This is a genomic window from Salinicola aestuarinus (assembly GCF_003206645.1).
Taxonomy (GTDB): domain Bacteria; phylum Pseudomonadota; class Gammaproteobacteria; order Pseudomonadales; family Halomonadaceae; genus Salinicola; species Salinicola aestuarinus.
This window is the reverse complement of sequence record NZ_PZJP01000006.1, coordinates 296,760-320,909: the sequence shown is the minus strand read 5'-3', so window position 1 is coordinate 320,909 and position 24,150 is coordinate 296,760. Positions and strand designations below refer to the sequence as shown.

Genomic DNA, 24,150 nt, shown 5'->3' with positions numbered 1-24,150 from the left:
CATGAGTCTGTTTCGCCGATCGGTTGCGATCATGCTGGGCCTGCTGCTGCTTTTTTCAGCGGGCATCTTCGGTATCGAAGTGCATCAAACTCGAGACTCGCTGGCGGAGCGCCAGCAGGTCACCGTCGATAATCTGGCCCAGGCGCTGAGCCTGTCGCTGGTGCCGTTTGTCGAGATCGGCGACTGGACCAGCGCCGAGACGCTGATGCGGGCGGTGAGTGACGGTGGCAGCGTGCGCCGCCTCCAGCTCGATGCCGTGGGCCGCGACACGCCTCTGGTGGTCGCCAATCCCCGAGACAGCGACACGCCGGGCTGGTTCCAGCAAATGATCGCGTTGCCGGATACCGACAGCGAGCGTGAGATCAGCGGCGGCTGGTCGGCGCTCGGTACCATCATTGTGGAGTCCGACAGTGCTGAGGCCTACGACCAGCTCTGGTCGCTGGCGCTGACGCTGCTGCTGTGGCTGGCGGTTGGCATGCTGATCGTTTTGGTGCTCTGCGCGGTGGGTGTGAAACGCCTGCTGGGGCCCCTCAACAGGCTCTCGACTCGGCTATCCGACATGCAGATCGACGGCTTTGACGAGCCACTGCCGGCCAGTCGCGTTCGTGAGCTGCAGGGCATTACCGAATCGGTCAACCTGCTCGGCGCGCGCCTCAACGCGCAGTTCGACCAGCAGGCAGAGCAGGTGGTGCGGCTCCAGCGTCTCACCGAGCAGGACGCGGTGTCCCAGCTTGGTAACCGCGCCTATCTCGCCCGGGTGCTCGACGAGTGGTTGGCGGCCCCGGTGGGCGGGGCGCTGGCCATTCTACGAATCGACCACCTTCAGGTGCTCTACCGCCAGGACGGCTTCGAGGCCCGCGATCAGGCCATCCGGGCCATCGGTGGCGTATTGAAGGTGGCCAGGATCGGCGGCCAGGAGGTGCAGGCCGCGAGGCTATCGGCGGAAGAGTTTGCGCTACTGCTGCCGGACGTCGACGATGCCGCTCGCGAGCGCTGGCTGGGAGAGATGCTGGATCGCATTGACGACAGCGTGGACGCCAACCCGCTGTCGGAGAGCCGTGTCGAGCACACCCGGGCGGGTGTGGTGCTACGCGATACCGGCATGAATCGAGAGGGCTTGCTGGCGCGGGCCGACAGTGCACTGCGCGAAGCGATCGAGCTGCGTCAACGCTGGGTAGTGGTGAGCCCGGAGAATGCACTCGCGGTGAGAGGGCGACAGGCGTGGCGCCAGGTCATCGACCAGGCGCTGGAGGCGAGAGACCTGAGTCTGGTCGCCCAGCCGGTGCTGCTCGCCGACGAGAGCGAGCTGCACCGAGAGGTGTTCGTTCGGCTGCGGGAGGGCGATGAGGTCCATCCGGCCTATCGCTTCCTGCCCGTGATCAACCACTTCCGGATGGGCGCGAGGCTCGACCTGGCGGTGCTGAAGAGCCTGGCCGACAAGCGCATCCGCTGGCAGGGCCGACTCGCGATCAATCTGACGGCGGATTCACTGGCCGACGCGGAGACGTTCAGAGCACTCACCGACTGGTTCGAGATGCATCCCACGCTGACGGCGAAACTGGACATCGAGGTCAGCGAGGAGGTCGCCCTCGAACATATCGACACCGTGCAGGCGCTTTTCCGCCTCGGTCATCGACTCGGCATGCGCTGCGGCGTCGACCGGTTCGCCCGCAACCTGCAGGCGATGGCGTATCTGGCGCGGTTGCGGCCGGACTATCTCAAGATCGATCAGGGCTTCTTCGCCCGCGACGAGGTCGACGCCGAGTTTTTGCGCAGCCTCTGCATGGCGGCCCATCAGGTGGGATCCCGGGTTATCGTGACGCGCGTCGAGTCCAACGCTCAGCGTGAGCGGATGGCCGCGGTAGGCGCGGATGGCTATCAGGGCTACCTGGCACCGATCGCGCCGCTGACGGCCGAGTCGTGAGGGTGACGCCTGTCAGCCCGGCATGCAGTCGTCCGACGCGAGCGGATTCCGTCCTTCCCCCCGCGCGACGTCACGGGGCGCCATGAATCTCCCAACCGCTGCGGCGCTCGGGCGTCGCTGGCGGCGGCGGGCGGCCGTGTGTTGTCTACTCGGCGCTCTCGGCCTCGCCGGAGGGCCTTTCGGCGCGATCGGTGCCGTCTCCGCGCCGGAGCTGCCATCGCGGTCGGCGGCGGTATCGACCTATGGCGAGGCGGGCTGGCAGCGGATTCAGCAGTGGCCGAAGCTCGTCGAGCAGATGCGCGGGCAACCGGTCGAGGTTCAGCTCGCCGGCGTCAATGCCTTCTTCAACCAGCTCCGTTTCGTCGACGATATCGATATCTGGCACGTCGAAGACTACTGGGCGACACCCCTGGAGTTCCTTGGCGTCGGGGCGGGCGATTGCGAAGATTTCGCCATGGCGAAGTACTTGACGCTACTCCAGCTCGGCGTGCCGGACGATGCGCTGAGACTGCACTACGTCAAGTACATTCCGTTCGACCAGTTCCACATGGTGGTGACATGGACGCCGTCTCCGGGCGCTCAGCCGGTGGTGCTGGATAACATCGTGAAGACGCTCGAGCCCGCCAGTAGCCGACGCGACCTGACGCCGATCTACAGTTTCAATGGCAGCCATCTCTGGATCAGCAAGCTGGATGACGCGGGCAGGCAGGTGGGCGACGCCAGCCGGTTGAGCCTATGGCAGGATTGGCAGCAGCGCCTCGAGAACAAGACACTGCGCGATCCGCGGCGCTAAGCTGCGCGTGGCGCTATCGGTACAGAAAGTAGTGAGGAAGCGACGATGAGTGACGAACGACAACGCGCGTCGGCCCGCCAGGGCCGAGGGTCCGGCTGGCCGCTGCTACCGATGGCGCTGCTCCTGGCCGGCTGTGCCGGTCAGTCGACGGATCGCGACGTCGTGGTTGAGCGCCCGAGCAGCGAGCGACCGGTCGAAATCAGTGCGAATGCCACGTTCAGCGCGGCCGATCGGGACGCAGACGGCTATCTCTCGCCGACGGAACTCGAGCCGCTCGGCCTCGGGGGAAACTGGCATACGCTCGATCTCGACGGCAGTGGTCGGCTCTCGCCGCGTGAGTTTCGCCAGGCGTTCGGCACGCCACTGGTGCAGGCAACGATGATGCTGCCGAGCGATGCGAGAGAGTCACGCCCTACGGTTTCCGACGATTACCGCCTGCCGCCGCTGACACCGGAGCAGGACTATCGGCCGGGGCCGGTCACTGGTCTCACGCCGACGTCGTTTTCGCTGCCGCCGGCGGTTCCGGTACTGGTGCCGGTCTTGATCAATGACGAGGACGCCGCCAACATCGATCAGTCGGCGCAGCAACGTGCGGGCTCGGCAGATGAGATTGACGCCGAGTAAGCAAGCGCCAGGTCTTGTCTGAGCACGTTGCCTCTCGCTGGCCTGGTCTTCTCGCTACGCCCGCAATTCATTCAACGTCAACGGTGGTGACACAACATGCCTCAGGCGATCCAACGCACGCCCGAACGACAGGCAGAAATCGATCATGAGGTCGAAGCACTCGCGCTTTACCACTTCGAGCGCTGCCCGTTCTGCGTTCGTGTCCGCCAGCAGATCGAGCGGCTGGCGCTGCCCATCGAAAAACGCGATATCCAGCGCGATCCGGCACATCGCGACGCGCTGATGGCCGGCGGCGGACGCACCATGGTGCCGTGTCTACGGATCGACCACGGGGATCGCGGCGCCGAGTGGATGTATGAATCGGCGGACATCAACCGCTATTTGGAAACGCGGTTCGGCAGCTAGGCGCCGGGGGCGCGTCGGTACCGGCCAGCGTCGACGTCGCCGAATCGTGTCTGCGACGTTGGTCTCGGCGCTGGCGGTCTGACTTGCCCCGACCCTTGCCTGACGTAGAATATGCGCTCTTTCACCCGTGGCTTTTACGCCATCTTTTCAGGAGTCGATCATGACCCAGGCCAGCGCCCGCCACATTCTCGTGGATAGCGAACAGCAGTGTCTCGAACTCAAGCAGCAGATCGAAAACGGTAGCGATTTCGCCGAAGTCGCACGTCAGCACTCCAACTGCCCCTCCGGCCGCCAGGGCGGCGATCTCGGGACTTTCGGTCGCGGTCAGATGGTCAAGGAGTTCGACGAGGTCGTGTTCAATGGCGAGCTCAACCAGGTCCAGGGTCCGGTCAAGACACAGTTCGGTTACCACCTGCTGGAAGTCACTTCGCGCGGCTGAGCCGTTGCCCGGACAGGAAAAAGTTACGCATTCTGCACTTGCATCTGTGTGTGAGCAGCTATGCTGAAGGGTGCGTAACGACAGGTTCGTTGCGCCTCGTCACCGACCTCACGGTCGCGACGCGAAAAGGAAGTCCTACGTCTGCGAGGTAGTAACATGACACAGAATTCGAAATCCGATAAAGCCGAAGGCACGGTCGACAAGGTTGCGGGCAAGGCAAAGGAAGCCGCCGGCAAAGCGACCAAAGACAGCGAACTCGAAGGCAAGGGCAAAGCCCAGCAGTCCAAGGGTGACGTCAAAAATGCCAAAGGCGACCTGAAAGACGCCGCGAAGAACAGCAAGTGATTCGCAGCATCTCTTAAGCCGGCAACACAAGCTTGCCGCGCTATCAGCAGGAGGACGGCCCCGACATCGCGTCGGGGCCGTTGTCGTTTGCGCCTACCCATTTGGGGTTTCGCTTGTCCCTTGTCCCCTGGCTATTTTCCCCGCTGATCACCGCCCTTAGCCACGCGCGGCCAAACCGGCCCGTGGCAACTGACTGCCCGACCCCGGGAGTCGCTAGTCCTGATCCAGCTCCTCGGCAATATCGTCGATCAGATGGGTGCGCTGCAGGGCGCGGTCACCGAGCTGTTCCGCCGTGGCATGAGCGAGCAGATGCAGCATGCTGACGAGACTCATGGCCGAGTAGCCGTAAGGACCGCCGGTGCTGTAGCAGGAAAGCACGCTCTGTGAAAAGCGTTTGGCCCAGGCCGTGTTGCGAACGTCCACTACCGAGATGATCTGTACCCGTGACAGCGTTAGCTGCTCGATCATGCGTTCGAGAATCGGCGCGCGGTGCTGTGACAGCACCATCAGGATGACATCACGCGGGGAGGGCATCGCCAGCTCCTCTGCCCACAGCCCGCTTTGCGCGCCCAGGCAAAAGACATCGGTGCGCATACGACTCAGCAGCGGGCGTAGGTAGTAGGTCAAACCCTGATCCAGCCCCTGACCGAGCAACCAGACGCGGGGCGCCGTGGCGAGCGTCTCGGCGGCCTTCGACAGCGTGTCGTTACGTGTGACTTCAAAGGTGCGGGCCAGGCTGTCCGTTTCCATCTGGAGGTGGGTCGAGACGGTCAGCCCTCGCGCCGGCGATGGCGTCTGAGCGGTCGAGGGGGCGTTGCGAAAGGGCTGGGTACGATTGCGCTCCTCTCGCGCCTGCAGCCGCACTTCATTGAAGTCACGGTAGCCGAGGCTTCTGAACAGGCGAGCCGCGGTGGCCTTGGACACGCCAGCCATGTCGGCCATCTCCTTGGCTGAGTAGGCGAGCATATCGTCGATTCGGTCCAGCAGCAGCGTTGCCAGCTTGCGCTCACTAGGAGAGAGGCGCTCGTAATGTTCCTGGATGGCCAGGACCAATCTCGTTGACATTTCCGTGTCCGTCTTCAGGGCAGTACAGGTATCACGCGTGGCGATTCGACGGTCAGCCGCCTCTCGCTAGCCGTCTCGGCGCGGATCGTCGGGTCAGGGTCGGCCACGCGACGACGAGCCTAGCGTTTTTTTACGACGCGATCTTTTGGAAACTTGGGTTTCAAGTTAGCATTATTATGAAACATGAAGTTCCAAATACAACCTGAGGACGCTCGAGTGCTGGCCAAGCGCGCACTTCGCGAACGGATCTGGAGCCAACTTCAGGCCGTGGCGATTCCCGACTCTCGTTTTCACATGCGCTTTGCGGAGTTCATTCCCGACTTCATCGGGTCGGATGTCGCCACGCAGCGTTGTCTCGATGACACGAGCTTCGCGGGCGCCCGGCACGTCTTCGTCACGCCCGATAACAGCCTTTGCAAGCTGCGCCAGCACCTGATCGAGACCGATGTCAGTGTCGTGGTCTCGACCCACGGCATGTCCCGTGGCTTTTTCTGGATCAAGCCGGGGTCGGTGCCGCGATCCGAGGCACGTTTCGCGGCCTGGCTGGATGGCCTCGAACACTTCGGTCAGCCGTTGACGTTGGAAGCGCTGAGCGCGATGGGGCGCTTCGACGCCATCGTGACCGGCGCCTCCGCGGTGACCACACAAGGCGTGCGTTTCGGCCGCGGCCATGGCTTCCTCGACCTCGAGTGGTTGCTGTTCGCCGAGCTGGGGCTCGTCGACGATGCCACGCCCATCTGGACGCTGGTGCATGACGTGCAGGTGGTCGAGGAAGAGCTTTTTCCCAGCGAACGCGATGTCGTGCTGGATGCCATCGCGACGCAGACGCGCACACTCGAGATCGTCCGCGAAACGCCCCGCCCCTTACGCATTGACTGGCGACGCCTGGATCAGGCTCGCATCGATGCCATGCCGCCTCTGCGCGAATGGCAGCGGGCACTGGGGTTGGCGTAACCCCATTCTTCCGAACGCTCTGGCGTTAATACCAAGAAACAATCAGTGAGGATCCAACGATGACGCTCAGCAGACGGCGTTTCCTACAGATGACGGGTTCCGGCGTCATGGCCGGCGCGCTGGGCTGGCCGGCCCTGTCGATGGGTCAGGACGGGCAGGGCACACCGTTCGCCATGCAGGCATCCTGGGTCAACGATGCCGAGTTCAGCGGTTACTTCGTGGCGCAGCGCAACGGCTATTATGCCGACGCGGGGCTGGCGCTGGATTATCGTCCCGGGGGCCCGGACGTGATCCCGGAGGGAGCACTGCTCTCCAATCGCGCGGCTGTCGCGCTGACCACCGTCGAGAGCACGCTCAAGGCGGTGACGCAGCAGGGTGCGCCGCTGGTGATCATTGGTGCCCAGTACCAGAAGAGTCCCGCCGGCATCGTCAGTCTGGCGAGCAATCCGATCCAGAAGCCCGAGGATCTCGCGGGCAAGGTGCTGGCGGTGCCGCCGGTCAACCGTCTGGCCGTGGAGGCCATGCTGGAGGCCAACGACATGTCCACCGACGACGTGCGCATCGTTCCTTATGCCTATGACCCCACGCCGTTGCTGAAGGGCGAGATCGATGCTTCGCTCGATTTCGTCACCAATGTGCCCTACACGATCCAGATGCATGGCGAGCAGGCGGTCAGCTTCCTGCTCCACGATCATGGCTTTCCGGTGTTCAACGACACGCTCGTCGTCACTCGCCAGATGCTGGAAACCCGGCGGGAAGATCTGCTGGCCTGGCTGCGCGCCAGCCGTCGCGGATGGGAAGAGAACTTCCGGGATCCGACCCATTATCCGCCGCTGTTCGCCGACAGCTTCTTTGCCGGTAACGGTCGCGCCATCGACAATGAAATCTTCTTCAACCAGGCGCAGCAGCCGCTGATCGAGTCGCCCAACGGCATCTTCTCGATGGCCGATGACGATATCGCGCGCTGCGTCGAGGCGCTCGGCCGCATCGGGATCGACGCCTCGAGCGAGCACTTTGACACGTCGCTGCTGGCGGAGCTCGAGTCGTGACATCCGGCGGTCTGCAGATCGATCACGTCAGCCGTCGTTTCGATGTCGAAGGGCGCTCGCTACTGGCGCTCGACGATATCTCTCTCGATGTGCCTGCGGGCAGTTTCATCGCACTGATCGGCCCCTCGGGCTGCGGCAAGTCGACCCTGCTGAGGATGCTGGCGGGACTCGATCAGCCCAGCAGCGGGGAACTCCGCGTCGGGGGTGAGTCCCCGCAGACGCTGCAGCGACGAGGTGCGCTGGGGATCGCCTTTCAGGAAGCGTCGCTACTGCCCTGGCGAAGCGTCGAGTCGAATGTGCGCTTTCCGTTCGATGTGATCGGTCACATCACGCCCGCAGATCGTGACCGCGTGCAGGAGATGATTGCTCTGGTAGGGCTCGAGGGCTTCGAGCAAGCGCTACCGTCGCAGCTCTCCGGGGGCATGCGCCAGCGCGTGGCGATCGCGCGGGCACTGGTGAGTCAGCCACAGCTCCTGCTGCTCGACGAGCCCTTCGGTGCGCTTGACCAGATTCTGCGGCGGAGCATGAACGAGGAGTTGCAGCGACTTTGGCTGCAACGCCCGGTGACGACCGCGATGGTGACCCACAGCGTCGACGAGGCGATATTCCTGGCGGACAAGGTGGTGGTCATGAGTGGCCGGCCGGGCCGCATCGCACGCGTGGTCGATATTCCCTTCCCGCGGGAACGACCGCTGTCGCTGCTGGCCAGTGCCGAGTGCCGGGAACTGGAAGCGGAGATGCTGGCGCTGATGTTCGACGGTGCCACGTCCGGCCAGACCGCTTCGCGGGTCGGAGGCGCACGCAGTGATGGCTGAGCGTGAACCGAGCCGGGCGGCGTCGAGCCACTTGCCCGGGAGACGTTGGCCATCAGCGCGTCATGCCAAGCAGGTCAGGGTGGGGCTTGCCTGGTTGGCGCTGCTGGCGCTATGGGAAGTCGCCGGTCGCCAGCAGTGGGTCGCCGGCGGTGCGCTGCCCAGCCTGAGCGGCATCATCGGTCAGCTCATCATCGACTGGTCCGACTATCCGGCCCATATCTGGGCGACGGTCCGCACGTCACTGATCGGCTTTGTGATCGGTAACGTCGTCGCCGTGATGGCCGGGCTATTGATGGCCAGCTGGCGACCGGCGGAGCGACTGTTAAGCGGGGTCAACGTGACGCTGTTCGCGATGCCGCCGATTGCCCTGACGCCGATTCTGGTGATCGCCTTCGACGGTGACGCCCCGCGTATCGTACTGGCGGCCCTGTCGACCTATTACCCGACGATGGTCGCAACCGTGCTCGGCCTGACCCGGGTCGATTCACGTCTGCTGGATCTGGTCCGCCTATACGGCGGCGGGCGCCTGGCGACACTTCGCTCGGTGCGTCTACGTCATGCGGTGCCGACGCTGCTCGCCGGACTGCAGATTGCCGCCCCCAACGCCGTGCTGGGGTCATTGCTGGCAGAGTTCGGCAGCGGTTCCGGGGCCGGGCTCGGTCATTACCTGATCGGCTCGCTCGGTCGCGGCGATCCGCAGCGGCTATGGGGCATCGGACTGATGGCAACGGCGATCAGCGCCGGCTTCTACCTGGCGATTCTGCTGCTCGCAAGGCTCTGGGTCGGGCGACAGGCGCCGGTGCAGGAGAGCGTTGGTGGTGGCGATAACGTCTCGATGTCGCGCGGGAGTCGGGTACTTTGCCTGGTGATCTCGATGCTGCTGCCGGTGCTGCTGTGGTGGGTCGCGGTATGGGGCCTTGAACGCGTCGGCGTCTCGTCCTTCGTGCTGCGCTCACCACCGGAACTGGTCGCCGAGCTGTTCTCGACGATGCGCCCCGAGAGTCTGATCGTCGTTGTCGGGAGTGCGCTCGCCCAGACCGTACCCTGGTGTCTTGTCGGCATGCTGGTGGGGCTCGCCTTTGCGCTGCTGCTGGCGATTGCCGGGACGCTGAGCCCGATGCTCGGGCGGGTATTGATGCCGCTATCGCTGGTGACGCAATCCATGCCGCTGGTCGCACTGACGCCGCTGATCGTGCTGATCTTCGGCCGTGATGGCGCGACGATCCTCGCGATTACCATCTCCGTCACCTTCTTTCCGGCTTACGTCACCTTGGCAAAAGGCATAGCGCTGGTGCCATCGGCAGTCCGCGATGGCGTGCGCGTGCTCGGTGGCTCGCGCTGGCGCGAGATTCGCCTGGTATCGCTGCCCTGGAGTCTGCCGTATCTCTGCGCCGCGGCGCGCCTGGTGGCGCCCAGAGCGTTTCTCGGCGTGATGATCGCCGAGTGGCTGGCGACCGGTACCGGCGTCGGCAACCTGCTCAATGTGGCGCGCGGGTCGCTCGACTTCGGCCTGGTCTGGGCGGTGGTCGTGGCCGCAGTCCTGGTGTCGGTGTTGCTCTACCTGGCGGTGACGTTCGTCGAGCGTTGGGTGCTGAAGCGCTATGCCATGGCGCCGGCGCGATAATTCGACCTATCCGACTGCTCCTGAATCCCGCTTTTTCTTATTGGATGGCCCCGGCGGCGTGACTGCCGTCAGGGCCTAATTGATTGAACTCGAGGTTGCCATGAGTCACAAATCCGACGTGCGTCAGCGCGTGTTCAGCGACCTGCGCAAGGTCGCTTTCCCCGACAGCCGGTTTCATTTCGATTTCGGGGAGTTCATCGCCGACTTTCAGCAGCGTGAGGCGGCGACCGAGCGACTGGTCGCCCATCGCTTCTACCAGACCGCGGAGATCATTTTCATCACGCCGGACAACTGTCTGGAAGAGCTGCGTCACCGGGCGCTGCAGGATGGCAAGCGGGTGCTGATGACCACCTACTCGATCAAACGCGGTTTCTGGCTGCTCGATCCTGCCGAGATTCCCGAGGATATGTACCTCTACGCCGCCACGCTGGATGGCATGGAGCGCATGGGCCGGGCGGTGACCCTGGCCGAGATTCGCCAGATGCCGAAAACCGATTTCATGGTCACCGGCACGGGCGCCATCAACGAGGCGGGCATTCGCTTCGGCAAGGGACACGGTTTCTTCGATGCCGAATGGGGAATGCTCTTTCGCATTGGCAACATCGACGTCGATACGCCCTCCGCGGCACTGGTTCACGACTGTCAGGTGCTGGTTGAGACGTTGCGTCCGGAAGTGTTCGATACGGTGTCGGACGTGATCTTTACGCCGACCCGTACGCTCGAGGTCAGCGCGCCGCACAAGCCGACCGTGGGTATCGTCTGGGAGCTGCTCGACCAGCAGATGTTCGACACCATCCCACCGCTTCAGGAGCTTCATCGGATGGAAGCCCTGGGCGAGCTCTAATCCGCAAGGCGCGTCGCCCGGGTCGGTGACGCGCCGCCGCGACTTTCAACTCGCTGTCGGTTGGTCGCCGTGGGTGAATCACTCGCTCAGGTTCAGCCCCATCTGCCAGAAGTCGATCTCCAGACGGGTGGCATCGCGAAATATTCCGGCCAGTTCCGTGAAGCGCCTCGGGGTAACCTCGGCCAGGCGAGCGTTGAGCCACTCGAGCTCGGCGTGCATGGCCGCCTGAAATTCGTCACTTTCGTACATGCCGATCCACGCCTCGAACGGATTGTCCGCACCGCGTTGCGTGAACGACTGCGCGTTCAGCCAGTTGGCGATCTCGCCGTAGCCGACGAGGCAGGGAGCGAGCGCGACGTGCAGGTCCAGTAGATCCCCCCGGCTACCGGTATCCAGCACGTAGCGCGTGTAGGCCATCGTCGCCCGGGCTTCGGGAAGCTCGGCGAGGTCAGCCTCCGTGATTCCCCACTCGCGACAGAAGCCCACGTGCAGCCCCAGCTCCACGTCGACGATGGCTTTCATGCCTTCGTGGGCCTGGCGCAGGTCGGCAAGCGTCGGACTCTTGTAGGCGGCGAGCGCGAAGGCCCGGGCAAAATGAATCAGAAACAGATAGTCCTGCTTCAGGTAGTGACGAAACGACGCCTCCGGCAGCGTGGCGTTGCCCAGCTGGCGGACGAAATCGTGCTGGATGTAGGCGCGCCAGTCTTTCTGGCAGGCGTGGGTGAGATCGGTAAAGCAGTAGCCCATAAAGCCTCCGCGGGTTGGCGATCCGGAGGCAGGCGAGAAGAGCGAAGAAATGGCGCACCAGGGCGGCGTGAGCATCAGCCGGGGCCATCGCTTGATCCCTACGCCGGTACCCGCGCTGTCTTGGTAGAGCAGCGCATTAGCCGGATCAGGTTCGGCGGGATCCACGCTCGGCCTTCCCTGTAGGGTTCGCCCTGCGTCATCTCAGCCGGATATCACCGGCACCCCGTCAAGCTGGCAATCAATTGCCGCAGTCAGTGTTTGCCACGGTCCCGGGGCGGGTCAAGCCGTTTCAGGGACGAGCGTGAAGCGTATCGCTGCCGGCGATGACGGCCTTGACCTCGTCGATGAAATGCGTGGCCTGGGGCGAAAGCTGGCGTCGCGCATGCGTCAGCCACACCTCTGACACCGCATCGGTATCGCTGATCGGCCGATAGCGCACGTTGTCGATCTGAATATGGCGGAAGGAGGCCGGCAACAGCGAGACGCCAAGGCCGCTGGCGACGAGGCTGATGATGGTGTTGGGGCCGCCGACCTCCTGCACGACTTGAGGCGTCAGCCCGCGGCTGGCGAACAGTACCTGGAACTGCTCCAGCAGCCCGGTCCCCGCCGCCGGGGAGAAGTAGACGAAGGGCTGGTCGGCGAGCGCGGCCAGCGTCAACGGGGTGTCGTCCTGGCCGAGCGGGTCCTGCGCATTGACCACAGCAACCAGCGGCTCGCGAATGAGCGTAAAGGCCTCCAGCGACTCGGGCAGTGTCGCCGGCCGCATGATGCCGATATCCAGCTCGTTCTCCAGCAGCGGGGCGATCTGGCGCTGGCTGTTGAGCTCGTGCATGCGCAGCTCGACCTCGGGAAACCGCTGGCGATAGCGCATCAGCGCTCGCGGCAGCGTCGCGGTCAATGGCACGGAGGTGGTAAAGCCGATCCGCAATTGGCCGGTCTCGCCGCGACCCAGTCGGGAGACGCGGCGCGACGCCCGCTCGGTGCGGGCCAGGATCTCTCGCGCTTCGCCCAGAAAGAGTCGGCCCGCGTCGGTCAGCTCGACGCGACGGTTGGTGCGCAGAAACAGCGGCGTTCCCAGCTCCGCCTCCAGCGCTCGGATCTGCTGGCTGAGCGGGGGCTGCGAGATGCCGAGGCGCTGGGCGGCACGGCCGAAGTGCAGCTCTTCTGCCACGGCCACGAAGTAGCGCAGGTAACGTAGTTCCATGAATCGAGTCGCCAAAGCTATCAATAGCGACGAATAATATATTAGAAGCGTGCATTCTTCCTGCGTACCCTATCCGGCACCGCTTCAAGAGACTCTGCCCCGAGATGGCGCGCCCTTTGCGTTCGCCGTCTCCTGTCACCGGGAGAATTGGGTTGCCCCGTCGTACGACATCGTCCAATACCTTGCCGCCAGGCGCGCGCGCCGTCGCGACTGGCCATTCGCCCCCGCCAGCCAAGGCCAACACCGGCACCGGCGATACCGACACGCGCTACATCGAGCGCGGAAAGCCGGGCTATGTGCCGACCATGCTGGCGCTCTTTCTCGGTGCCTTCTCGACCTTCGTGCTGCTCTACTGCGTGCAGCCGATCATGCCGATCCTCTCCGAGGCGTTCGACATCGATGCCGCCACCAGCAGTCTGTCGCTCTCGGTGGCGACCGGGATGCTGGCGCTGGGCCTGCTGGTGACCGGGCCGATTTCCGATGCGCTGGGGCGCAAGTCGGTGATGACCGTGGCACTGCTCGCCGCGGCCGTCTTCAGTCTACTGGCGGCCGTCATGTCGAGCTGGACCGGTATCCTGATCATGCGAGCACTGGTCGGGCTCTCGCTTTCCGGACTCTGCGCCGTGGCGATGACCTATCTCAACGAGGAGATTCATCCGCGCTTTATCGGGTTCTCGATGGGGCTCTACATCAGCGGCAGCTCCATCGGCGGCATGAGCGGCCGGCTGATCAGTGGGGTGATGGTCGACTTCGTCCCCTGGCGCTGGACGCTGGCGACGATCGGGGTGGTCTCGCTGCTCGCGGCGTTTCTGTTCATGCGCTGGCTGCCGCCGTCACGCCACTTCACCCCGCGCCCGCTCAACTGGCGCAACGTCTTCGCCGGCTTCACCCTGCATTTTCGCGATCGCGGCCTGCCTTTCCTTTTCCTCGAGGCGTTTCTGCTGATGGGGGGATTCGTCACGCTCTACAACTACATCGCCTATCGGTTGCTGGCCGAGCCCTACAATGTCAGCCAGGCGGTGGTGGGCGTTTTGTCCATCGCTTATCTCTCCGGCACCTACAGCTCGGCCTGGGCGGGTTCGCTGGCGGACCGGCTCGGGCGCGAACGTATCTTCTGGCTGTTCGTGGTGATGATGCTGGTGGGCCTGGCCATTACGCTGTTCTCGCCGATCGGCCTGATCATGATCGGCATCCTGATCTTCACCTTCGGCTTCTTCGCCGCCCACTCGCTGGCCAGCGGCTGGGTCGGGCAGCGGGCCACGCAGGCGCGAGGCCAGGCATCGTCGCTCTATCTGTTCAGCTACTACCTGGGCTCGAGCGTCGCCGGCACGCTCGGCGGTGCCTTCTGGTACTGGGCCGGCTGGAACGGTGTGGCGGGTTTCATCGCCGGCCTGCTGCTGCTGGCGCTGGCGATAGGCGGACTGCATCTGCGGCGTCTTGGCTAACCAAGGGCAGGCGCCTGGCACAAGAAAGCCGCCGATCCGAAGATCGGCGGCTCTCGCGTTGGCGGGGCCTTAACGCCGGGTCATGGCCACCCCGTCAGCCCTCGCTTCTCTTTCTTACTTCGCGAAGAGCTGGCCCATGTCTTTGAACGCCTTGAACTCCAGCGCATTGCCGCAGGGGTCGAGCAGGAACATCGTGGCCTGCTCACCGGGCTCACCCTTGAAGCGGACATAGGGCTCGATCACGAATTCCGTGTCAAAGCCCCGCAGGCGCTCGGCGAGCGCTTCCCACTCCGGCCAGCTCAGCACGATACCGAAATGCGGGACCGGTACGTCATGACCATCCACGGAGTTGGTGTGCGCATTCTCTTGTGCCGGGGTCTTGGGGTGCTCGTGGATCACCAGCTGATGACCGTAGAAATCGAAGTCGACCCATTGTTCGCTGGAGCGGCCTTCGCTCAGACCGAACGTCTCGCCGTAGAATCGGCGGGCGGCGGGCAGATCGTGAACCGGAATGGCCAGGTGAAATGGTGAAAGTGCCATGAATGTCTCCTCGACGTTGAGCGTGTTAGCGTATTCTGATGGCGAATTAATTCGATGGGAAACGCTGATTTTTGCTGTCTGACATCGAAAAAAGTGGATTCATCGCCGAAGGCTCTTGTCATGCTCCGTGCACTTAGAATATTCCTCGCCGTCGTACAGCACGGCACCTTCTCCGCGGCCGGGGAAGCGGTGGGCCTGACCCAGTCGGCGGTCAGTGCGCAGATCCGCAATCTGGAGAGCGAGCTGGGAGAGTCGCTGTTCGAGCGGACCGGCCGCGCGGTTCGGCTCAATGCCGCCGGGCGTCGTCTATTGCCGCAGGCGCGGGAGATGCAGGAGCTTGCGGAGCGTATCCGTCGCCCGGAGTCTCCCCAGCTCTCCGGCGAGTGGCATCTCGGCGCCATCGCCAGCGTTCAGAGCGGCATGTTGCCCATGATTCTTCATGCCCTCGACCAGAATGCCCCCGACGTCATGACACGGGTCGTCCCCGGGGTCTCGCTGTCGCTGCTCGATCAGGTCGACAAGGGCGATCTGGACATGGCGCTGATCGTGCAGCCGCCGTTCGCGCTGCCGCCGAATCTGCATACGCGGATCATTGCCCGCGAGCCCTTCGTCATGATCGCGCCACCGGATACCGACGAGGAGAGCGTCGAGGCACTGCTCGCCGCTCACCCGCTGGTGCGCTATGACCGCGGTTCCTTCGGTGGTCGCCAGGTGGTGCGCTTTCTCGAGCGGGCGCGCCTCGAGCCTAGGGTCCGCCTCGAGCTCGACGAAATCGATGCCATCGCCCGAGTCGTGGAGTCGGGGCTCGGCGTGGCGCTGATTCCGTTGACCGGTATGTGGCAGCGACAGTCGTCCGCGGTTCGCGTGCTGAGCCTTGGCGAGCGAACCTTCTATCGCGAGCTGGTGCTAATTTCCCGGCTCTCACCGGCGCAGTCGCCGCTGGTGGCGCTGATCGAAGAGGCCATTCTGGCAACGACTGGCGATAATCCCCCATCCGCCGCCTCGTCGAGCGCCTAGCGCTATCGATAAATCGACTGACTGCAATGGATCGGCGCAATTCGTTCGCTTTTATCGCTGATGAGTTGCCCTAGACTGGCAGCACCGTTCATGTGGCTAAAGGATAAGACCATGCCGACACCGACCTCACGGCGTGTTGTCGCCCAGCACGCGGCGCATCGCGACGACATCGGCGATCTCACCACCCGGCGCCCGCTGCCCGGCCCCGGGCTGGATCAGCTCGATCCGTTTCTGTTTCTCAACCACCACGGTCCGCAGACCTACCCGGCCGGCAATCGCGGGCTGCCTTTCGGCCCGCATCCCCACCGCGGATTCGAGACGGTCACCTTCATTCTGGAGGGCTCGCTCGCCCACGCCGACAGTGCCGATCACCAGAGCGTGATCCACGAAGGTGGCGTGCAGTGGATGACCGCTGGCCGCGGCATCGTCCATGCCGAGGTCTCGCCACCCGAGTTCCTGCGCGACGGGGGGCCACTGGAGATTCTGCAGCTGTGGGTCAATCTGCCGGCGAGCCTGAAGATGAGCGAGCCGCGCTACGTTGGCCTGCAGCGCGAATCGATCCCTCGTTTGGCGCTGGATGAGGGCGCCGAGCTGGCCCTGATCGCCGGGGAGTTCGAAGGCGAGACCGGGCCGATCACCTCCTCGACGGGGCTTTTCATGTCGACGCTCGAGCTCGCCGCTGGCAGTCAAATCACGCTGCCGGTCGCATCGGGACGTCAGGTCTTCCTCTATGTCGTCTCGGGTGAGATCGACGTGGCGGGCGATACCGCTGCCGCCCGGCATCTCGTCGAGCTCGATCGCGACGCTGATCGCGTCGAGCTCACCGCGACGCGCGATGCCCGGCTGCTGTTTGGCCATGGCGATGTCATCGGCGAGCCGGTGGCGTCCCACGGCCCCTTCGTCATGAATACCCGGGAAGAGATCGGTGAGGCGATCGCCGACTATCAAGCAGGGCGCTTCGGCGGGCTAGATGCCTAGCGCTCGATCCGTCGTCGCTTGCGAGCCTGACAGACGCCGACAGAGAACGGCAATCGACACGGGGTGAGCATGAAGAGCGGACGACGGAGAGTCGTCGCCCGCTCTGTCACACTAGTCGTCTCCCGGGACGGCGCGCCGACGTCAAGCGCCTTGTGCGCTCGTCTCAGCGGTGGGTTCCGCAGCGTGCGCTGGGGTAGCCGTAGTCAGGCGCGACGGGGCGGTCACGAGATAAACCTGTGCGACGCCGCCCGCCATCAGCATCAGTAAGAAGAGCGTTTTGACGACGAGAAAGATCCATGCCGAGCCGTAAAAGCCGCCCCAGGCGAAAAAGACCGTTGCTCCGGTGATGACAACCGTGGCAATGGCCGCGACCGGAAGCGCTCTGTCGCTCTCGTGGATCGAGCGAAGCCGCAGGCTGACCAGTTTCCACATGCAAACCAAACCGACCAGGGACACGATGACGAGAATGAACCCGCCGATCTGCATGATCGATTCCGCCTCGCGGTAAGAAAACATGCTGATCCGATCCATCGACTCGAGCTTCCAAAGCATGATACCGGCAACGACGCCGGTCGCCAGCGACAGCTTGAACGCGAGGCTGAGATAGCGATAGAAGAAGCCGAGACAATCGAGTTGCTCGTGCGCTGGACGATCTTCGCGACGACGCAGGAGCGAGTGCGTCGGTTCGCGTTGATGAAGCGTGGCCAGTTTTGCCGCCGCGAACAGGGCGATTACGCCAATCAGTGCAAGAAGCACAAACGGCACGATGCTCATGAAGCTCATCGAATAATAGTCATCGGTCATTCGCTGACCGACGCCGAGCGCCGCACCGAGCGAGTAGGTGCCCACGCCGGCAATGGCGCCCTTAGGCCGGCCAAAGGCATTCATCCCCGTCGTGACGTGCAGCGCCAGCAGGAGCACGTCGATCGAAAAACCGGCACTGAAATAGAAAAGCCAGGGCACGATGGCGCTGTCCGCGATGTGGAAGTTCGCCTGTTGCCAGAGCAGTTGATGCTGCTGATTGATCACCGCGTTCAGTATCTGAATGCTGATGAGCAGATAGCAGGCGAGCCAGTAGCGATCTCGGTCCAGTGTGTGGCCCGAGAGAAAGCGCGGGCGAAAGAGGTCTTTCAATGTGTCCAGCATGACGTTTCCGGAAAAGCTTGGGAGGCGTTGACGTAGATCCTTGGGGTAACCGTGATGCCCGTCGATGCATAATCGAGCGTGGTCACGGTCTTTCGTTGTGCTGTGCGGCCGTCGGGCCGGGGGCGTCAGCGGCCGAGGACACCATGGGTACGCGTCGCCAGAGGCCGGACGCCGCGCCCTCTCTCCTCGACCGATGCTCGGCCGATCAGCGCTTGGTGTAGAGCCGATACTGGCGGTAGCCGGGCTCCTTGCGGGCTTCCTGCTCGGTTTTCTTCCAGCGTTTGTACTCCCACTGATACTGCACCGGATCGAGCGCGACAGCGGACTCCACGCAGGCGTTGACGCCCGCGGCGGAATCGGTCTCGTCGCCGGCATAGACCCGTTCGTCGGCGGCGAGGAAGTGAATCTCGAAGCCGTCGCCGCCGGGACGGCGCTTGGCCACGCCGGTGACCACACGGGCCTGGGTTCGGGCCACCAGCTTGGGGAGCAGGGTCGCGGTGTAGGCAGGGCGGCCGAAGAAGTCGGCGAATACGCCGCTGCCCCAGTCCGGTTCCTGGTCCGGCAGGATGCCCACGGCCTCGGCGCGCTTGAGTGCCTTGAGCAGTGCGGCGACGCCACGGGCGTTGGTCGGCACCAGTTCGGCGCCCATGCGTTCTCGCCCCGTGCGGATGACGGGGTCGAGAGGCGCCATCTTGGGCGGCTCGTACATGGCGGTGAACGGGAAGTGGCTCGAGAGCCAGAAGTTGAGCACTTCCCAGTTACCGAAGTGCGGTGCCAGCACGATCACACCCCGGTTCTGCGCTCGGGCGTCGTCGAGTAGTTCGCGGCCATGGACCTCGACGATCGACGCCTCGACGCGTCTGGGGTCGCCAATCCAGGCAAAGCCGAGCTCGAGCATCGTTGCCGTGGAGTGGCGAAGGCTGCTCTTCACCCGCTGACGCCGGCGATCGTCGTCGTCCTCGGGGAAGGCGACCTCGAGATTGCGACGCGTGACGTGGCGCTCTCGTTGGGAAAAGGCATAGAGCCCCCGACCGAGCAGGCCGGCCAGCTTCCACGTCGTGGCCGGACGGCAACGGGCGAGAACACGCCAGAGCGCGTGAATGGCACGGGCTTGAAAGGCTTGAGTCATGCCGGTCTCGCGTTTTGGCGAGTGAAGGAAACGGGCCGGGCGGCGCCGGCAAGCGACAGGGGGAGCATTACCATAGCCAGCTGTCGACGTTGTCCGGTGCACGCCGCTCGTTGAGCGCCTTGAACCCTTTGACGCAGCGCACGATGAGCCACACCGCCTGCAGTGCCATCAGTAGGAAGCCGACCAGTACAAAGGCCAGTACCCAGCTAATGACGGCGTAGAGCAGGCCAATCCAGAACGTGCGGATATGATACCGGTAATGTTCGTCCAGCCAGCGCGGTCCATTCCCGCGGTAGACATAGGCGATGACCGCACCGATTACCGGTGTGATGCCGGTGATGAAGACGCCCAGCAGCAGGGCATAGACGATCAGCGCCAGCGTGGTGTCGGGCTGTCGGGCCTGAGTGTTGGACTCGGCGACGCGGTGACGGCTGAACGTGGCGTCGTCGGGCGTCGCCTGCTCGTCGGCGTGTGATGACATCGGTTCCTCTCGTCGGTCTATCGATCGCTGCCTGCATTCTGCCGTCGCAGGCCGTCGCGTGCCAGCCCGGACCGGAGCGAGAAGCGCCGATGGGCGGTGTGAGAGGGCGGTTTCAGGGCCTGGATGTCACTCGATGATGAGATCGTCGCGACGCGCAGGGGCGGCGTCGATCCGGGGTTCTCGCCCACCGCGGAGGATCGAGTTGCCGGCGAACAGCGTGCGCTGATCCACCGCCGGTGGATCCAGCCAGTCGGCCTCGTTCATCTGACCGCTCTTGCCGTAGACGGCGAGCGCATTGGCGTAGGTCACCTGGCGCACGACCTCCGGATCGATTCCCCGGGCCAGCGCGAGGTGTGCCGTCTTGGCGACGCCCAGGCAGTCCGAGATGCCCCAGTCGCAGGCACTGTCGACGATGATGCGCTCGCCGCCGTACTGGGCGAGTAGCTCGACCATCCGCGCGTTGCCCATCTTGGTCGACGGGTAGATCGAGAATCCGGCGTAGTAGCCGCGATCGAGCGTCTCGCGCACGGTCTCCTCATTGTTGTGGTCAATCACCACCCAGGAAGGATCGAGTCCCATCTCCTCGCAGACGTCCATCGACCGTGAAGTGCCCCGTTTCTTGTCCCGATGCGGCGTGTGCACCATGACCGGCAGCGAGAGTTCCACGGCGAGGGCGAGCTGGGCGCGAAAGTACTTGTCCTCCAGCGGGGTCTGCTCGTCGTAACCGATCTCGCCGATGGCGACGACGCCCTCCTTCATGGCGAAGCGGGGTAGCCACTCCATGACGCCCTCGGCCAGCGCTTCGTTGTTGGCTTCCTTCGAGTTGAGGCCCACGGTGCAGTAGTGGCGAATGCCGAACTGGCCGGCACGAAACCGCTCCCATCCCACCAGCGACGACAGGTAATCGACGTAGGTGCCGACGAAGGTGCGTGGCTGGCCGACCCAGAACGCCGGTTCGACAAGTGCCACGACGCCGGAGGCGGCCATCGCTTCGTAGTCGTCGGTGGTCCGGGAGACCATGTGAGCATGGGGATCGATGTACATCTCAAGCGGCCTCATAACGGTGCAGGTTGTTCCAGTGGAGCGCGCCGACAGCGGCCAGGTCGGCCAGCTCCGGTACCGACGTCAGCAGCCGGCGGGCGTCCGGGCTGTCGATCTGTCGCAGTGCAAGGGTCGCTGCCGCGCGTTCGCGGGGCGAGCCCTTGAGTACCCGCGCCAGCGCCGGATAGGCGTCGAGTACGTCAATAAACGGGGCGATGCCGCGCCATAGCTCCGGCGATATCGGTCGCCCCGCCGCGCGGCGTTCATCGGCGTAGTCGAGCAGAATGCCGGCGAGCTCGGGATTGGTGCGCTCGTCAAAGCCGACGATCGGCGCCAGCGTGCTGCCGACGAACAGCGCCTTGAGCACCATGTGGTTGAAACGGTGCGTATCGAAGTGCGCGTAGGGATAGGGGTTGGCGTGCACGATCGATTCGAACACCGCCCGCATGTTGGATCGAAGGCCCTCGCCGACGTCGGCGTCGAGTGAGTCCGGATTGGGATAGAGCGCCAGGCCGCGATAGAGCGCGACCAGCTCGCGGGCATCCGCCGTGCGGACCAAGTCGTGGAAGCGTGTCTGGAAGGCCACCCCACGCTCCGGGTTGCCGGCATCGAAGGCGATCAGCGCGGCGACCCGTGCGGCACCGTCGAGGCTCCAGCCTCGCGGATTCCAGCCGGCGTGGGCCGCCTGCGCCAGGACCACGTCGTCCAGGGACAGTGCCAGATCCGCTCGGCCGAGGCGCCGCGGCGCCAGGCCGAGAAACCGATGTAGCTGCTGCGTGTCGTCGATGGCGCTCAAGGCGTCGACCTGAGACTCGAACCACGCTGCCTGATCGCCGGCCTGACGGACGACCCAGGTGCGCAGTAATGTCAGGGGGGTATCCATTGGGGGCACGCCACCTTCGTGGATTGACTGAATCTCACTGTAGCGAGCGGTAGTGACGCGCCCAAGATGAATTGCCTGACGAAATGTTGGGGCAGTTTTGTCCTCGTGCGGCACGGTGGCGACCATCTTTTTCACGCTGCGCCTGCAGACAACGCTGAGCGCCGTCATTGAACCGACTGAAATTCGAGGGCGAAAAGCGACCGCGATTGCCTCCGCCCCCTCCCCCTGTTACTCAGCAGTGATAAGGCCTAGCCAACGCATCACGCTTCGACGACCGGTGCGCCATGGCGATGGGGAACTCTCTTCACCGGGCACGCTCGCTATGCACAATACCCTGGTCATTCTCGTGGTGGGGCTCACGCCGTCACTGGTCGGCGAGCACACGCCGAATCTCCGGCGTCTGGCCGAACGAGGTGCCATGCGCCCCCTTCAGACGGTCACGCCGGCGGTCACCTGCAGCGCCCAGATGACGCTTCTCACAGGGCTCGCCCCGGGCGAGCACGGCGCCGTTGCCAATGGCTGGTATTTCCGCGATCTCAGCGAAATCTGGCTCTGGCGGCAGTCCAACCGGTTGATTGCCGGCGAAAAGATTTGGGAGACGGGGAGACAGCGCAATCCGGACTTCACCTGCGCCAAGCTCTTCTGGTGGTACAACATGTACGCCAGCGCCGACTGGAGTGCCACGCCGCGCCCGATGTACCCCGCCGACGGGCGCAAGCTGCCGGATCACTACACCCACCCGCCCGAACTCCACGATGAACTCGACGCCGAGCTCGGCACGTTCCCGCTGTTCAGTTTCTGGGGGCCGATGGCCAGCATCGACTCCAGCCGCTGGATCAGCGATGCGACCCGGCACGTCATGACGACGCGCGATCCGACGCTGACACTCACCTATCTGCCGCATCTGGACTACAACCTGCAACGGCTGGGGCCGGACACGGACCACCCCGCACTGCAGCGCGACCTGCGCGACGTCGACGCGCTCTGCGGCGAGCTGATCGGCGGTGCCGAGCGCGACGGGCGCCGTGTGATCGTTGTCTCCGAGTACGGCATCACCCCGGTGAAGGACGCGGTGCCTATCAATCGTGCCCTGCGCGAGGCCAATCTGGTCGCGGTGCGCGATGAGCGCGGCCGCGAACAGCTCGATCCGGGGGCCTCGCGCGCTTTCGCGGTCGCCGACCACCAAGTCGCCCATGTCTACGTGCGCGACCCCGCAGACGTGTCGAGCGTGCGCGCGCTGCTCGAGGGGCTCGACGGGGTCGAGTCGGTCTGGGGAGAGGCAGAGAAACGTGCCCACGGCCTCGACCACGCCAATGCCGGAGAGCTGGTGGCGATCAGCGCGGCGGATCGCTGGTTCAGCTACTACTACTGGCTCGACGACGCGCGGGCGCCGGACTATGCCCGTACCGTCGACATTCATCGCAAGCCCGGTTACGACCCGGTGGAGCTCTTCTTTGACCCGGCGCTGAGATCACCCAGACTGTCGGCGGGCTGGCGGCTCGCCAAGCGCAAGCTGGGCATGCGTCAGCTGCTCGATGTCATCTCGCTCAAAGACACGTCGTTGGTGAAAGGCGCCCACGGTCGCGTCACCGACGACCCCGAAGCGGGGCCGCTGGTGATCTCGTCTCAGGCGGATCTGTTACCCGAGGGAGCCATCGCAGCGACCGATTTCAAGGCGCTGGTGCTCGCGCACATCTTTCAAGGCGACGCCGGCGATGGCCAGGGTGGCAGCGCAACCGCGTCACGTCGTGCCACCGCCGAGGCGCGCGGTGCAGAGGACTCATCGGCCACATCACGCTGAGTCGAACGCCAGGCGCCTGGCGTTCACGGCGTCGGTGGTTCAGGTGCCCGCGGCGAGGCGTTGCAGCGCGAGCGTCGCGCCAAAGGCGAGCAGTGCCAGCAGTGCCATGACGGGCGCACCGAGCGCGGCCATGAGCGTGGCATCATAAAGCGAGATCGCCGCGATCAGACCCACTACCGCTCGCGGGACGTCACCGCTCGCTCGGCGGCGAAGCCAGAGCAGACAACGCCCGCCCCAGACGAGATACCCGAGCCAGAGCCCCAGTGCCAGGGGTGACGTTTCCGGTGATGCCAGTACGAAGGCGAGCCCGACGACCGCAGGCACCGCCAGCACCAGCAGCGGCCAGGCAGCACCTAACCGGTCGTAAGCTTCCTGACGCGCAGCGTAGGTGAGTCCGACCACGTGGCAGAACAGCCCCAGGGCGCCCCAGCCCAGCAGCGCCGACTCGTGCCCCAGTACCCCGACGGTCAGTGCCAGGGCGGCGGCAACATAAGTGAGCAGGCGGCAGCCACCCATCAGCAGCGGCGCCCATGTGATGCGCTTGTGCCAGAGATCGTAAGCCACCACGGTGGCGACGAGCGCGAGCCCCGCCAGACCCGCCGGGAGGGATATGGCGAAGAGCAGCGCTGCGCCGAGGCTGAGCATCAGTATCGCGAGCTGGGTGACCGTGCGCCGCGACACCTCGCCGCGGGGGATCGGACGGTCGGTACGCTCGCGGGCGTCGATGATCGCGTCGCAGGCATCGTTGAGATACATGCCGCCAAGATAGAAGAGCGTGAGCGCGGCCAGAGCGGTCGCCAGCGCGACAGTCGATCCAGGCGTCGGCACGGCGAGGCCACCGCCGGCCAGAACCCCGC

25 protein-coding genes and 1 riboswitch are annotated in these 24,150 nt (G+C 64.6%); of the genes, 15 read left to right on the top strand and 10 right to left on the bottom strand.

From position 1 onward, the window contains the following. The first annotated feature begins 1 nt into the window (after position 1). The 6 genes from DOM41_RS11190 to DOM41_RS11165 all read left to right on the top strand — a co-directional run bounded on the left by DOM41_RS11190 (position 2) and on the right by DOM41_RS11165 (position 4,530). On the top strand, positions 2-1,924 hold the full coding sequence (locus tag DOM41_RS11190) for a bifunctional diguanylate cyclase/phosphodiesterase (protein WP_110686937.1): 1,923 nt from the start codon (positions 2-4) through the stop codon (positions 1,922-1,924). Between the two features lie 82 nt (positions 1,925-2,006). After that, positions 2,007-2,717 carry a transglutaminase-like cysteine peptidase gene (locus DOM41_RS11185; protein WP_223160977.1) on the top strand — a complete coding sequence of 237 codons (711 nt, stop codon included), beginning with the start codon at positions 2,007-2,009 and terminating at the stop codon, positions 2,715-2,717. A gap of 45 nt (positions 2,718-2,762) precedes the next feature. Further along, positions 2,763-3,341 carry an EF-hand domain-containing protein gene (locus DOM41_RS11180; RefSeq protein ID WP_110686936.1) on the top strand — a complete coding sequence of 193 codons (579 nt, stop codon included), beginning with the start codon at positions 2,763-2,765 and terminating at the stop codon, positions 3,339-3,341. Positions 3,342-3,437: 96 nt separating this feature from the next. Then, positions 3,438-3,746 carry a glutaredoxin family protein gene (locus DOM41_RS11175; protein WP_110686935.1) on the top strand — a complete coding sequence of 103 codons (309 nt, stop codon included), beginning with the start codon at positions 3,438-3,440 and terminating at the stop codon, positions 3,744-3,746. A gap of 160 nt (positions 3,747-3,906) precedes the next feature. Next, positions 3,907-4,185 carry a peptidylprolyl isomerase gene (locus DOM41_RS11170; protein ID WP_110686934.1) on the top strand — a complete coding sequence of 93 codons (279 nt, stop codon included), beginning with the start codon at positions 3,907-3,909 and terminating at the stop codon, positions 4,183-4,185. A 156-nt stretch (positions 4,186-4,341) separates the two neighbouring features. Beyond that, positions 4,342-4,530, top strand: coding sequence for a CsbD family protein (locus DOM41_RS11165; protein WP_110686933.1), 189 nt, complete (start codon positions 4,342-4,344; stop codon positions 4,528-4,530). A gap of 213 nt (positions 4,531-4,743) precedes the next feature. Here the strand turns inward: DOM41_RS11165 and DOM41_RS11160 are convergent, their stop codons facing one another. Further along, positions 4,744-5,595, bottom strand: coding sequence for a MurR/RpiR family transcriptional regulator (locus tag DOM41_RS11160; protein ID WP_110686932.1), 852 nt, complete (start codon positions 5,593-5,595; stop codon positions 4,744-4,746). A gap of 216 nt (positions 5,596-5,811) precedes the next feature. On the opposite strand from DOM41_RS11160, the gene DOM41_RS11155 reads away from it, so the two are divergent. The 5 genes from DOM41_RS11155 to DOM41_RS11135 all read left to right on the top strand — a co-directional run bounded on the left by DOM41_RS11155 (position 5,812) and on the right by DOM41_RS11135 (position 10,881). Continuing rightward, positions 5,812-6,549 (top strand): 5-formyltetrahydrofolate cyclo-ligase, encoded by a 738-nt coding sequence (locus DOM41_RS11155; RefSeq protein ID WP_110686931.1) that lies wholly within the window; start codon positions 5,812-5,814, stop codon positions 6,547-6,549. A gap of 59 nt (positions 6,550-6,608) precedes the next feature. Continuing rightward, a complete protein-coding gene (locus DOM41_RS11150; RefSeq protein ID WP_110686930.1) occupies positions 6,609-7,598 on the top strand; it encodes an ABC transporter substrate-binding protein in 990 nt (329 codons plus the stop codon). Continuing rightward, positions 7,595-8,413 carry an ABC transporter ATP-binding protein gene (locus DOM41_RS11145; RefSeq protein ID WP_110686929.1) on the top strand — a complete coding sequence of 273 codons (819 nt, stop codon included), beginning with the start codon at positions 7,595-7,597 and terminating at the stop codon, positions 8,411-8,413. The genes DOM41_RS11150 and DOM41_RS11145 overlap by 4 nt, the downstream gene beginning before the upstream one ends. 31 nt (positions 8,414-8,444) lie before the next feature. Then, positions 8,445-10,037, top strand: a complete 1,593-nt coding sequence (locus DOM41_RS11140) for an ABC transporter permease (protein ID WP_223160976.1) — start codon at positions 8,445-8,447, stop codon at positions 10,035-10,037. A gap of 100 nt (positions 10,038-10,137) precedes the next feature. Next, positions 10,138-10,881 (top strand): 5-formyltetrahydrofolate cyclo-ligase, encoded by a 744-nt coding sequence (locus tag DOM41_RS11135; RefSeq protein ID WP_110686927.1) that lies wholly within the window; start codon positions 10,138-10,140, stop codon positions 10,879-10,881. A 78-nt stretch (positions 10,882-10,959) separates the two neighbouring features. Here DOM41_RS11135 and tenA read toward each other — a convergent pair whose 3' ends face one another. Both tenA and DOM41_RS11125 read right to left on the bottom strand, forming a co-directional pair. Further along, positions 10,960-11,628, bottom strand: coding sequence for a thiaminase II (gene tenA, locus DOM41_RS11130; protein ID WP_110686926.1), 669 nt, complete (start codon positions 11,626-11,628; stop codon positions 10,960-10,962). 78 nt (positions 11,629-11,706) lie between these two features. Beyond that, positions 11,707-11,864: riboswitch (TPP riboswitch) on the bottom strand. A 53-nt stretch (positions 11,865-11,917) separates the two neighbouring features. Then, positions 11,918-12,832: a LysR substrate-binding domain-containing protein gene (locus DOM41_RS11125; protein WP_110686925.1), complete on the bottom strand. Its 915-nt coding sequence runs from the start codon at positions 12,830-12,832 to the stop codon at positions 11,918-11,920. Between the two features lie 152 nt (positions 12,833-12,984). On the opposite strand from DOM41_RS11125, the gene DOM41_RS11120 reads away from it, so the two are divergent. Next, the gene (locus DOM41_RS11120) at positions 12,985-14,277 is read left to right on the top strand and encodes an MFS transporter (protein ID WP_245391814.1); all 1,293 of its coding nucleotides are present in this window, start codon (positions 12,985-12,987) and stop codon (positions 14,275-14,277) included. A 114-nt stretch (positions 14,278-14,391) separates the two neighbouring features. Here the strand turns inward: DOM41_RS11120 and DOM41_RS11115 are convergent, their stop codons facing one another. After that, positions 14,392-14,817 carry a VOC family protein gene (locus DOM41_RS11115; protein WP_110686923.1) on the bottom strand — a complete coding sequence of 142 codons (426 nt, stop codon included), beginning with the start codon at positions 14,815-14,817 and terminating at the stop codon, positions 14,392-14,394. 120 nt (positions 14,818-14,937) lie between these two features. On the opposite strand from DOM41_RS11115, the gene DOM41_RS11110 reads away from it, so the two are divergent. Then, positions 14,938-15,834, top strand: coding sequence for a LysR family transcriptional regulator (locus DOM41_RS11110; protein WP_110686922.1), 897 nt, complete (start codon positions 14,938-14,940; stop codon positions 15,832-15,834). Between the two features lie 111 nt (positions 15,835-15,945). Further along, entirely contained in the window at positions 15,946-16,812 is an 867-nt protein-coding gene (locus DOM41_RS11105) for a pirin family protein (protein ID WP_110686921.1), read from the top strand. 141 nt (positions 16,813-16,953) lie between these two features. Here DOM41_RS11105 and DOM41_RS11100 read toward each other — a convergent pair whose 3' ends face one another. The 5 genes from DOM41_RS11100 to DOM41_RS11080 form a co-directional block, all read right to left on the bottom strand. Further along, the gene (locus DOM41_RS11100; protein ID WP_157956912.1) at positions 16,954-17,841 is read right to left on the bottom strand and encodes a hypothetical protein; all 888 of its coding nucleotides are present in this window, start codon (positions 17,839-17,841) and stop codon (positions 16,954-16,956) included. Positions 17,842-18,163: 322 nt separating this feature from the next. Further along, on the bottom strand, positions 18,164-19,087 hold the full coding sequence (locus DOM41_RS11095; RefSeq protein WP_110686919.1) for a lysophospholipid acyltransferase family protein: 924 nt from the start codon (positions 19,085-19,087) through the stop codon (positions 18,164-18,166). 67 nt (positions 19,088-19,154) lie between these two features. Beyond that, positions 19,155-19,568, bottom strand: a complete 414-nt coding sequence (locus DOM41_RS11090) for a DUF4870 family protein (protein WP_157956911.1) — start codon at positions 19,566-19,568, stop codon at positions 19,155-19,157. Between the two features lie 126 nt (positions 19,569-19,694). Then, positions 19,695-20,612, bottom strand: coding sequence for a TatD family hydrolase (locus DOM41_RS11085; RefSeq protein WP_110686918.1), 918 nt, complete (start codon positions 20,610-20,612; stop codon positions 19,695-19,697). Between the two features lies 1 nt (position 20,613). Continuing rightward, entirely contained in the window at positions 20,614-21,492 is an 879-nt protein-coding gene (locus DOM41_RS11080; protein WP_110686917.1) for an EboA domain-containing protein, read from the bottom strand. Positions 21,493-21,814: 322 nt separating this feature from the next. On the opposite strand from DOM41_RS11080, the gene DOM41_RS11075 reads away from it, so the two are divergent. Continuing rightward, positions 21,815-23,293: an alkaline phosphatase family protein gene (locus tag DOM41_RS11075; RefSeq protein WP_110686916.1), complete on the top strand. Its 1,479-nt coding sequence runs from the start codon at positions 21,815-21,817 to the stop codon at positions 23,291-23,293. 39 nt (positions 23,294-23,332) lie between these two features. Here DOM41_RS11075 and DOM41_RS11070 read toward each other — a convergent pair whose 3' ends face one another. Continuing rightward, a complete protein-coding gene (locus DOM41_RS11070) occupies positions 23,333-24,142 on the bottom strand; it encodes a UbiA family prenyltransferase (protein ID WP_280951223.1) in 810 nt (269 codons plus the stop codon). Positions 24,143-24,150: the final 8 nt, after the last annotated feature.